Genomic DNA, 11,318 nt, shown 5'->3' with positions numbered 1-11,318 from the left:
AAAATGATTCCCCACTGGTTTGTCGGACAAGTCTCTACCTAAGTCAAAAATGGACCAAACAACGCTGATCCCCGTAGCGCGCGATTATCTAGCAGCCCGCGAGACAACGCATCAGGGACAACGAAGTATTTGTAGCGAAACCCTGCGTTTTTAGGCATTAACGTCGTTTTTCATACATTCAGGTCTGTAAGAGAAAGGTCACAGGGCCATCATTGACCAAATGCACCTGCATATCCGCGCCAAAACGCCCTGATGCCACCTTGCCATGCAATTGTTGCGCTTGTAACAACAAGTGATCAAAAAGCGCCGCTCCCAGGGCCGGCGGGGCCGCCGTGGAGAAGCTCGGCCGCAGCCCGCTTTTGGTGTCCGCCGCCAGGGTGAACTGCGACACCAGCAGCAAACCACCGCCGATATCCTTCAACGACAGGTTCATCTTGCCCTCATCGTCACTGAACACTCGATAGTTAAGCAGTTTGTGCAGCAGTTTATCGGCGCTCTCGGGCGTATCTGAAGGTTCGACGGCCACCAGCACCAGCAAACCCTGGTCAATCGCCCCAACTATTTCGCCAGCCACCTCGACGCGGGCGCCTCGCACCCGTTGCAACAGGCCCTTCATGCTTCTTCTGGCGGCAAATCAAGCAGGCGCCGTGCCATTTCGCCGGTTGCGCGGACCAACGCGTCGGTAATGCCAGGCTCGGACGCGGCATGCCCCGCCTCGCGGATCACCTGCAATTCACTGTTCGGCCAGGCCTGATGCAGATCCCAGGCGTTATCCAGCGGGCAAATCATATCGTAGCGGCCGTGAATGATGACCCCGGGCAGATGGGCGATCTTGTGCATATCGCGAATCAGCTGGTCTGGCTCCAGGAACGAGTTATTGGTGAAGTAATGGCATTCGATACGGGCAATGGACAAGGCACGCTGCGGCTCGGAGAAGCGCTCGACATGCTGCGGACTCGGACACAGGCCCAGCATGCGCCCTTCCCAGCCGGACCAGGCCTTGGCCGCGTGCATCTGGGCGATCTGATCGTTGCCGGTCAGACGCTTGTGATACGCCGCGATCATGTCGTGACGCTCTTCCAACGGGATCGGGGCCAGGTAATCCTGCCAGTAATCCGGGAACAGTCGGCTCGCGCCCTCCTGGTAGAACCAGCGAATGTCCTGAGGACGCGCCAGGAAAATTCCGCGCACGATCAAGCCATGCACGCGCTCTGGGTGGGTTTGTGCGTAGGCCAGGGACAGCGTCGATCCCCAGGAGCCGCCGAACAGCACCCACTTGTCGATGCCCAGGTGCTCGCGGATGCGCTCAAGGTCGGCGACCAGGTCCCAGGTGGTGTTGTTTTCAAGGCTCGCGCGGGGTGTGGAGCGCCCGCAACCGCGCTGGTCGAAGGTGACAATACGGTACAGGTTCGGATCGAAGTAGCAACGGCTCTGCGCGTCGCAACCGGAGCCGGGGCCGCCGTGGATGAACACCACAGGCAGGCCCTCGGGGGAGCCGCTTTCATCGACGTACAGCGTGTGAACATCATCGACTGCCAGATCGTGCCGGGCATAGGGTTTGATCTGCGGGTACCAAGTCTGCATTGCGCGCTCCGTGGGGTGTCGGGTCCATCCCTGGGGGGACGTCTATTATTCTGCTGTCTGGCATCATAAACCCGAATTGTGCAATGAGCATGTCCTTGAACGCCTGGACCCGCGTCAGCCTTTATCGATAGTGCGTTTGCCCCCACGCCAGCAAGGCTTTGAGCAATTGCTTCAACACCACCTGGGTCGGCTCGGCCAGGTCGGGGCGATACCGGAACGGCTCGACCTCTTCCATATACGTGCTCTGGCACAACTCCAACTGCACCGCATGAATATCCTGCGCCGGATTACCGTAGTGGCGGGTAATGTGACCGCCCTTGAAACGTCCGTTCAGCACGTGGGTGTACTGAGGATGCTGAGCACAGATGGCTTCCAGCTGGCCGGCCAGTTCGGGATCGCACGCGGCGCCATTGAAGGTGCCGAGGTTGAAGTCCGGCAATTTGCCGTCGAACAGGTGCGGGATCACGGAGCGGATCGAGTGCGCGTCGAACAGCAACGCATAGCCGAATTCGGCCTTGAGGCGCGCCAGTTCTTCTTGCAGCGTGCGGTGATACGGGCCCCAGATTTTCTGCAGGTAGGTGGCGCGCTCGGCTTCGGACGGCGTTTGCCCTTCTCGGAACAACGGCACGCCATCGAACAGCGTCTCCGGGTACAGGCCGGTGGTGGCGCCCGCATAGAGCGGCTTGTTATCGGATGGTCGGTTCAGGTCGATGACAAACCGCGAATACTCGGCCGCCAGGGTGCTGGCGCCCAGCTCTTCGGCAAAGTCATACAACAAGGGAATATGCCAGTCGGTGTCCGGCAGGCTTTGCGCCTCGGGGATCAACCCGGCCTCGACCGCAGGCGTCAGAAGCAGGCCGGCGTGGGGCATGCTGATCAGCAGCGGTACGCGGCCTTGCTTGAATGTCAGAACCTTATCCACAACGATGCTCCCTATTTACAAATGCAGTCACAAACGCAGTTAAACAGTGACATCGACGCCATGGCGTACGATGCGTTTATCCAGCTCGCCGCCCAGCCAATAGGCCAGGTCGGCGGGGCGATCGATCTGCCAGGCGACAAAATCCGCAACCTTGCCCACTTCCAGCGAACCATGGGTGTCGCCCATGCCCAGCGCGGCAGCCGCGTGCTGCGTGGCGCCGGCCAGGGCTTCTTCGGGGGTCATGCGGAACAGGGTGCAGGCCATGTTCAGCATCAGGCGCACTGACAGGGCCGGCGAGGTGCCAGGGTTGAGGTCGCTGGCGATGGCAATCTTCACGCCGTGCTTGCGCAGGGCGTCCATCGGCGGCAATTGGGTTTCGCGCAGGAAGTAGAAGGCGCCTGGCAGCAACACGGCAACGGTGCCTGCAGCGGCCATGGCGATGGCATCCTCTTCGGTCATGAATTCCAGGTGATCCGCCGACAACGCCTGATAACGCGCCGCGAGGCTGGAACCGTGCAGCGAAGAGAGTTGCTCGGCGTGCAGCTTCACCGGCAAGCCAAGTTGCCGGGCAACCTTGAACACGCGCTCGACCTGCTCGGTGGAGAACGCCAGGTATTCACAGAACGCGTCCACCGCATCCACCAGGCCTTCTGCCGCCAGGGCCGGCAGCATCTCGCTGCAGATGTGCTCGATGTAGTCATCGGCACGGTCTTTGTACTCAGGCGGCAGCGCGTGGGCCGCCAGACAGGTAGCGCGCACGCTCACCGGAAGCGATTCGCCAAGGCGCCGCGCCACGCGCAGCATCTTGCGTTCGTTGGCCAGATCCAGGCCGTAGCCGGACTTGATTTCTACCGTGGTCACACCATCGCGCAAAAGACTGCGCAGGCGCTTTTCAGCACTGGCAAACAATTCATCTTCCGTCGCTGCACGGGTGGCCCGCACGGTGCTGGCAATGCCACCGCCCTGGGCCGCGATTTCAGCGTAGCTGACGCCTTCTAGGCGCTGCTCGAACTCGCCGCTGCGGTTGCCGCCGAACACGGTGTGGGTGTGGCAGTCGACCAGGCCGGGGGTGACCCACGCGCCTTGCAGGTCATGCACCTGGGCGTAATCCGCCGTTGGCGCCTGGCTGCGCGGGCCGATCCACTCGATCAGCGAACCCGCAGTCACCATGGCAGCATCCTCGATGATCGAGTATTTGCCCTGGGCCATCGTTGCTACGTGGCAGTGTTGCCAAAGGGTTTTCATCAACGCCTCCCTAAGTTATCGATGAGACAAAGCCTGTTCGTAATGAACCTTGGCCGCTTGCCCGGCAGCGGGCCTGACCCACAGCAGATAGGCAACGATCAGCAACACGATCCATACCGCTCCGACCATCAAGGCCGCCTGAGTGTCGGGGAAGTAACCGAGCACGCCAAACACAAACAGCATGAACACAATGGCTGCTGCCGGCGCATACGGCCAGAACGGCACCGGGAATTTCAGCTCTGCCACCTGCTCCTTGCTCATCGAGCGGCGCATGGCGACCTGGGTAAACAGGATCATCAGCCACACCCACACGGTGGCAAAGGTGGCAATCGAGGCGATCAGCAGGAACACGTTTTCCGGGATCAGGTAGTTGAGCACCACGCCGCCCAGCAGCGCCGCCCCCATCACCACCACGGTCATCCACGGTACGCCCTGTTTGGACAATTGCGCGAAGCCCTTGGGCGCCTGCCCTTGCTGGGCCAGGCCGTACATCATGCGGCCGGCGCCGAAGATGTCACTGTTGATGGCCGATACCGCTGCCGAGATCACTACGATATTGAGGATGGTCGCCGCCGAGCCGATTCCCAGGTTGCTGAAAATCTGCACGAACGGGCTGCCCTGGCTGCCGATCTGCGGCCACGGGTAGATCGCCATCAGCACAAACAGGGTCAGCACGTAGAACAGCAGGATGCGCAGCGGTACGGCGTTGATCGCCTTGGGGATCACGCGCTGCGGGTCCTTGGCTTCCCCGGCGGTGATGCCGATGATTTCGATACCGCCGAAGGCAAACATCACCACGGCGAAGGACGCGATCAGGCCGCCGATGCCGTTGGGCATGAAGCCGCCATGGGCCCACAGGTTGCTCAAGCCGGCAGCCTGGGTTTCACCGGCCGAATGAATACCGAACAGCATGATGCCGAAGCCGCCGAGGATCATCGCGACAATGGCGCCGACCTTGAGCAGTGACAGCCAGAACTCCATCTCGCCAAACACTTTGACGTTGCACAGGTTCAGGCCGCCGATCAAAAACACGATGCCCAGCACCCAGACCCAACGCGCGACCTCGGGAAACCAGAAGCCCATGTAGATGCCGAACGCGGTGACGTCGGCGAGGCAGACGATGATCATTTCAAAGGCGTAGGTCCAGCCGAGGATAAACCCGGCCATGGGCCCCAGGTAAGTGCTGGCGTAGTGGCCGAACGAGCCGGACACCGGGTTGTGCACGGCCATTTCGCCGAGGGCGCGCATCACCATGAAGACGGCGGCGCCGCCGATCAGGTAGGCCAGCAGTACGGCGGGGCCGGCCATCTGGATGGCGGAGGCGGAGCCGTAGAACAGCCCGGTGCCGATCGCGGAACCGAGTGCCATGAAGCGAATATGTCGGGCGTTGAGCCCGCGTTTCAAACCTTTTTCTGGCGGGTGCATTTCTCTTCCCTAGTTATTTTTATCCCGAGAAAAAACGACCTCACCTGTAGGAGCGAGCTTGCTCGCGAAAAACCTGAGAACGCCCAGGGGTGTCAGGTTTCCCGCGTCATCGTTGGCGATTTTCGCGAGCAAGCTCGCTCCTACAGTAGGGCGGCGGTGGGTTACAGGCTCGGCAGCAACCTGGCCGGCACCAGCTCGTTCAGGCAGCGGCTGGCGAGCAGTTCGCTGGCGGCGATGATGTCCGGGGCGAAGAAGCGGTCCTTGTCGTAGAACGCCACTTTGTCGCGCAGCAGGCCACGGGCTTTTTCAAGGGCAGGTGAGGTTTTCAAGCCGTCGCGCAGGTCAAGGCCCTGGCAGGCGGCGAGCCATTCCACCGCAAGAATGCCACGAGTGTTCTCGGCCATTTCCCACAGACGCTTGCCCGCAGCCGGGGCCATGGAGACGTGGTCTTCCTGGTTGGCCGAGGTCGGCAGGCTGTCGACGCTGTGCGGGTGGGCCAGCGCCTTGTTCTCGCTGGCGAGCGCAGCGGCGGTGACCTGGGCGATCATGAAGCCGGAGTTGACCCCGCCATTGCCCACCAGGAACGGCGGCAGTTGCGACATGTGCTTGTCCATCATCAACGAGATACGCCGCTCGCTCAGGGAGCCGATCTCTGCGATGGCCAACGCCATGTTGTCGGCGGCCATGGCCACCGGTTCCGCGTGGAAGTTACCGCCGGAAATCACATCGCCCTCGGCCGCGAACACCAGCGGGTTGTCCGATACCGCGTTGGCCTCCACCACCAGCACCTCGGCGGCCTGGCGGAACTGGGTCAGGCACGCGCCCATGACCTGCGGCTGGCAGCGCAGGGAATAAGGGTCTTGCACCTTGTCGCAGTTCTGGTGCGATTGGGACACCTGGCTGCTTTCGCCGAGCAAGTTGCGATAGGCCGCAGCGGCGTCGATCTGCCCACGCTGGCCGCGTGCGGCATGAATCCGTGCGTCGAACGGCGAGCGCGAGCCAAGCACCGCTTCCACGGTCAGGCCGCCGCAAGCGAGGGCGCCGGCAAACAGGTCTTCGCCTTCGAACAGACCGCGCAAGGCATAGGCGGTGGACACCTGGGTGCCGTTGAGCAGGGCCAGGCCTTCCTTGGCGGCGAGGGTCAGCGGCGTCAGGCCGGCGACTTTCAGTGCCTCGGGCGCCTCCAGCCATTCGCCCTTGTAGCGCGCCTTGCCTTCGCCGAGCAGCACCAGGGACATATGGGCCAGGGGCGCCAAGTCACCGGATGCACCGACCGAACCTTTAAGCGGAATGTGCGGGTACACCTCAGCGTTGATCAGCGCGATCAGCGCGTCGATTACCTGCCGACGAATCCCGGAGAACCCGCGGCTCAGGCTGTTGACCTTGAGCACCATGACCAGCCGCACCAGCGCATCGCTGATCGGCTCACCCACACCGGCGGCATGGGACAGCACCAGCGAACGCTGAAGGTTTTCCAGGTCTTCACTGGCGATGCGGGTCGAGGCCAGCAGGCCAAAACCGGTGTTGATGCCATACGCCGTGCGGTTCTCGGCGAGAATCTGCTCCACGCAGGCCACACTGGCTTCGATCTGCGCCGTGGCGCTGTCATCCAGGCTGAGGGTTACCGGCTGCTGGTAGATGGCCCGCAGTTGGGCGAGGCTCAGTTGGCCTGGAATCAGGTTTAGCGCAGTCACATTCGTTCTCCTTGTGAATTGTTCTTCTAGGTATTCAGTGCACATTCGGTAAAGCGGTGTCTTTGATCAGGTTGGCGGCTGCTGCAATATCCGGTGCCAGCCAGCGGTCCTGCTCATAGGCCGGCACGACCTCGCGCAGCAGGCGCCAGGCGCGGTCGGTGCCGGCGCCGAAGCGCTGGCCCTTGAGGAACTCGAACGCCTGGGCCGCCAGCAGGTATTCGATGGCGAGGATCTGATTCACGTTGGCCAGCACTTGATGCAGCTTGAGCGCGGCATTGGTGCCCATGCTCAAGTGGTCTTCCTGCAGGCCCGAGGTGACGAAGTTGTCGAGTACCGCCGGTTGCGCCAATTGGCGGTTTTGCCCGCACAGGGACGCGGCGACGTACTGCACGATCATCATTCCGGAGTTGACCCCGGGATTGCTCACCAGGAACGCCGGCAGGCCGCTGACATGCGGGTTGATCAGGCGATCCAGGCGGCGCTCGGCCACCGAGCCGATTTCGGCCATGGCGATGGCCAGCAGGTCGGCCGCCAGCGCCACGGACTGGCCATGGGGGTTGGCCTGGGACACCACGCGGTAGTTGTCGGGCGTGCCGAGCACCAGCGGGTTGTCCGTGGCGCTGTTGAGTTCGGTCTCGATCTGGCGGGTCGCGTGCTCCACCTGATCGCGCGCCGCGCCGTGGATCTGCGGGATCGAGCGGATGCTCAGGGCGTCCTGGGTGCGGATGCCTTTGCTGCTGGCGATCACCTCGCTGCCGTCAAGCAACGCACGCAGATTGTTGCCCACTTGCTGCATACCTGGGTGCGGCTTGAGGGCAATGATCTCTGCGTCGAACGCATCGATCTGGCCCCTCTGGGCTTCGAAACTCATGGCGCCGATCACATCGGCCCATTGCAGCAAGTGATGCGCATCGGCCAGGGCCAGGCAGCTCAGGCCGGTCATGCAGGGTGTGCCGTTGACCAGGCACAGGCCGTCCTTGGCGCCGAGTACCACCGGCTGCAAGCCTTCAGCGGCCAGGGCCTCTTGCGCTGTCACAACCTGGCCGCGATAACTGACGTTGCCGACGCCGAGCAGCGCCACGCCGACATGGGCCATGTGGGTCAGGTAACCCACCGAGCCCTGGGACGGTACTTGTGGGGTGATGCCGTGGTTGAGCAGCGCCAGCAGCGCCTGCACCACTTGCCGATGCAGGCCGGATTTGCCGTGGCTGTAGTTGATGATGGCGGCGCAGATGATCGCGCGGGTCTGCTCATCGCTGAGCACCGGGCCGACGCCGCAGGCGTGGCTGAGCAAGGTGTTGCGCGACAACTGGCTCAGTTGCTCGCCCTCCAGCGACACGTTGCACAGCGCGCCCAGGCCGGTGTTGACGCCATACGCGCGTTCGCCGCTGGCAACGATGCGCTGCACGATGGCTTGGGCATTGTCGATGCGTGCCCAGGCCTGGCTTGAGAGTTCGAGCACTGCGCCGTGGCGGGCGACGGCGGTGACGTCCTGCCAGTGCATTGGGGCGTCGGCGATGATGATTGTTGTTGCCTGGGGCATCTTTGTACCTTCTTCAATTCTTTTGCAGCCTTACCGGCCCTATCGGGGGCAAGCCCCCTCCCACATTTTGATCTGTGAATACTTTCAAGTGTGGGAGGGGGCTTGCCCCCGATGAGGCCAGTAACCTCACCACCAAACCAGGATCAGACCACCGCAGCCCGCCGCTGAACAAACCGGTCCACATACTCATCCGCCGGTGAATGCAAAATCTCCCGCGGCGTACCCACCTGGATCAGCTTGCCGTCCTTGAGGATCGCAATGCGGTTACCGATGCGCACCGCCTCGTCGAGGTCATGGGTGATAAACACGATGGTCTTGTGCAGGGTCTTTTGCAGCTCGAGCAACTGGTCCTGCATTTCGGCGCGGATCAGCGGGTCGAGGGCGCTGAAGGCTTCGTCCATCAGGATGATGTCGGTGTCTGCAGCCAAGGCGCGGGCCAGGCCGACACGTTGACGCATGCCGCCGGAGAGCTGGTGCGGGTATTTGTTTTCGTATCCCTTCAGGCCCACGGTTTCGATCCAGTGCAGGGCGCGTTCGGCGCAGACCTGCTTGGTTTCACCACGCACTTTCAGGCCATAGGCGACATTGTCGAGCACGCTCTTGTGGGGCAGCAGGCCGAAGCTCTGGAACACCATGCTGATCTTGTGGCGACGGAATTGACGCAGGGCCTCCATGTCCAGTTGCAGGATGTCTTCGCCATCCACCAGGATCGCACCGCTGGTGGGATCGATCAGGCGGTTGAAGTGACGCACCAGAGTGGATTTGCCGGAGCCCGACAAGCCCATGATCACAAAGATTTCACCGGTGGCGATGCTCAGGGACAGATCGTTCACGCCGACCACGCAACCGGTCTCGGCCAGCACCTGATCCTTGGTCTTGCCCTGGCCAATCAGCGCCAGCGCTTCCCTGGAGCGGTTGCCGAAGATCTTGAAGACGTTTTTGACTTCGATTTTGCTGACGCTAGTCATTTGCTCGCCTCATGCCGTGGACGACCATAGGCCTGGGTAATGCGGTCGATGACCACTGCAAGAATCACGATTGCCAGCCCGGCTTCCAGGCCTCGCCCAACGTTGAGGGTCTGGATGCCGACGAGCACGTCCTCACCCAGGCCACGAGCGCCGATCATCGAGGCGATCACCACCATCGACAAGGCCATCATGGTGGTCTGGTTGATACCCGCCATGATGCTTGGCAGCGCCAGCGGCAGTTGCACGCCGAACAGTTGTTGCCAGCGGTTGGCGCCAAAGGCGTTGATGGCCTCCATGACCTCGCCATCGACCTGGCGGATACCCAGGTCAGTCAGGCGGATCAGCGGCGGCGCGGCGTAAATGACCGTGGCGAAAATCGCCGGCACCTTGCCCAGGCCAAACAGCATCAGCACCGGGATCAGGTACACGAAGCTGGGCATGGTTTGCATGATGTCCAGCAGCGGCATCAGTACCGAGCGCAGGCGATTGCTGCGCGCGGAAAGGATACCCAGGGGAATGCCGATCAGCACCGAGATCACCGTGGCGACCATCATCAGCGCCAGGGTCTGCATCAGTTTGTCCCACAAGCCAACCGCGCCGACGAGGAACAACAAGCCGACGATCACCACCGTGGTCACCACCTTGCGCGTGGCATGCCAGGCGATGACGCCAACGATGGCCAGCATCAGCCACCAGGGCGCCGCGCGCAGCAGCCCTTCCAGATTGACGATGGCCCACAGCAGGGTGTCGGAGATGTGCCGGAACACATCGCCGTAGTTGGTGACCAGCGAGTCCACCCAACCATTGACCCAGTCGGCGATGGAAAACGTAAAACTCTCGGGAAACATAGCGTGCTCTCGATCCAGTGGGTTGAGGCCAGGCGCCCGGCTGCCCCTCAGGGTAGCCGGACACGCTTTACCTACAAGGCCGCGTCGATTTTCCTGGCGGCGTCTTCGCTCACCCAGGCGTGCCAGACTTCAGGATGTTCCTTGAGGAAAATTTTCGCCAGTTTCGGCGATTCGATCCGCTCCTTGGCCATGCGGCCCAGGTTCTGATTCAGCAGGTCGATGGGCAAGTTGACCTTTTCCAGCACGGCCACCAGCTCAGGCGCTTGCTCGTGGAACGTCTTGGACAGGCCGACCTTGATGCTCACGCGCTTATCCACGCCCGGCTTTTCTTCCAGCTTGACCAGGTCGACCTGGCCCATCAGCGGCGTGGGCGACCAGTAGTAGAACAGGATCGGCTCGCCGCGCTTGTAGCTCGACAGTACCGCCGCATCCAGCGCCGGGCCGGTGCCCGGGCGGAAGTTGGTGTAGGTGCTTTCCAGGCCGTAGCTCTTGAGCATTTCGCTATTGTCCAGCTCACAGGTCCAGCCGGCCGGGCAGTTGTAGAAACGGCCCTTGGACGGTTCTTCCTGGTCCTTGAACACGGCGGCGTATTTGGCCAGATCAGCGATATTCTTGAGGTCCGGGGCCTTCGCTTCCAACTTGCGCTTGGCGTCGCCTTCGATCACATAGCGCGGCACGTACCAGCCTTCAACAGCGCCAACCACCGGTGCGCCGACGCCGACGACCTTGCCGGCCTTCTCGGCCTTGTTCCAGACTTCGCTGCGGCCCACCCACTCTTCGGCAAACACTTGGATGTCGTTGCTGCTCAGGGCGTTTTCCATGGTGATGGAATTGCCCGGCAGGCTGTCGGTTTTGCAGTCGTAGCCTTTCTCCAGCACGGTTTGCAGGATGTCGGTGAGCAACATGCCGCTTTCCCAGTTCAGCCCGGCGAATTTCACCGGCTTGCCGGATTCACACCAGCCGGCCGCCTGGGCGCCGGCGCTTGCCAGCAAGCCCGCAGACAGCAACGTGGTCAGCAGGGTCTTATGCATTTTCATTGTGTGACGCTCCCAATCATGAAATGGATTACGGCAGTCAAAAGGCGTCCTG

General features: G+C 62.1%; 10 protein-coding genes. All 10 read right to left on the bottom strand.

Features of this window, described 5'->3' with window-relative positions; all coding sequences use genetic code 11:
* Positions 1-178: 178 nt before the first annotated feature.
* The 10 genes from dtd to MRY17_RS01735 all read right to left on the bottom strand — a co-directional run bounded on the left by dtd (position 179) and on the right by MRY17_RS01735 (position 11,266).
* Entirely contained in the window at positions 179-616 is a 438-nt protein-coding gene (gene dtd / locus MRY17_RS01785) for a D-aminoacyl-tRNA deacylase (protein WP_057724454.1), read from the bottom strand.
* Positions 613-1,584 carry a prolyl aminopeptidase gene (gene pip, locus MRY17_RS01780; protein ID WP_181282880.1) on the bottom strand — a complete coding sequence of 324 codons (972 nt, stop codon included), beginning with the start codon at positions 1,582-1,584 and terminating at the stop codon, positions 613-615. The genes dtd and pip overlap by 4 nt, the downstream gene beginning before the upstream one ends.
* A gap of 121 nt (positions 1,585-1,705) precedes the next feature.
* Positions 1,706-2,506 (bottom strand): N-formylglutamate deformylase, encoded by an 801-nt coding sequence (gene hutG / locus MRY17_RS01775; protein ID WP_243353187.1) that lies wholly within the window; start codon positions 2,504-2,506, stop codon positions 1,706-1,708.
* Positions 2,507-2,545: 39 nt separating this feature from the next.
* Positions 2,546-3,751: an imidazolonepropionase gene (hutI, locus tag MRY17_RS01770; RefSeq protein ID WP_243353186.1), complete on the bottom strand. Its 1,206-nt coding sequence runs from the start codon at positions 3,749-3,751 to the stop codon at positions 2,546-2,548.
* A gap of 15 nt (positions 3,752-3,766) precedes the next feature.
* Positions 3,767-5,176 (bottom strand): amino acid permease, encoded by a 1,410-nt coding sequence (locus MRY17_RS01765; protein WP_191952697.1) that lies wholly within the window; start codon positions 5,174-5,176, stop codon positions 3,767-3,769.
* A 161-nt stretch (positions 5,177-5,337) separates the two neighbouring features.
* Positions 5,338-6,915, bottom strand: coding sequence for a histidine ammonia-lyase (gene hutH / locus MRY17_RS01755; protein ID WP_243353185.1), 1,578 nt, complete (start codon positions 6,913-6,915; stop codon positions 5,338-5,340).
* Positions 6,905-8,413, bottom strand: coding sequence for a histidine ammonia-lyase (hutH, locus tag MRY17_RS01750; RefSeq protein ID WP_243353184.1), 1,509 nt, complete (start codon positions 8,411-8,413; stop codon positions 6,905-6,907). The genes hutH (MRY17_RS01755) and hutH (MRY17_RS01750) overlap by 11 nt, the downstream gene beginning before the upstream one ends.
* A 143-nt stretch (positions 8,414-8,556) precedes the next feature.
* Positions 8,557-9,381 (bottom strand): quaternary amine ABC transporter ATP-binding protein, encoded by an 825-nt coding sequence (locus MRY17_RS01745; protein ID WP_057724461.1) that lies wholly within the window; start codon positions 9,379-9,381, stop codon positions 8,557-8,559.
* Positions 9,378-10,229 (bottom strand): ABC transporter permease, encoded by an 852-nt coding sequence (locus tag MRY17_RS01740; RefSeq protein WP_057724462.1) that lies wholly within the window; start codon positions 10,227-10,229, stop codon positions 9,378-9,380. Before MRY17_RS01740 ends, MRY17_RS01745 begins: the two co-directional genes overlap by 4 nt.
* Positions 10,230-10,300: 71 nt before the next feature.
* Positions 10,301-11,266, bottom strand: coding sequence for an ABC transporter substrate-binding protein (locus MRY17_RS01735; protein WP_065893718.1), 966 nt, complete (start codon positions 11,264-11,266; stop codon positions 10,301-10,303).
* Positions 11,267-11,318: the final 52 nt, after the last annotated feature.

The organism is Pseudomonas orientalis, assembly GCF_022807995.1.
GTDB classification, from domain to species: Bacteria; Pseudomonadota; Gammaproteobacteria; order Pseudomonadales; family Pseudomonadaceae; genus Aquipseudomonas; species Aquipseudomonas orientalis_B.
The sequence above is the reverse complement of the archived record's forward strand: the minus strand, read 5'-3'. Positions and strand labels throughout refer to the sequence as shown.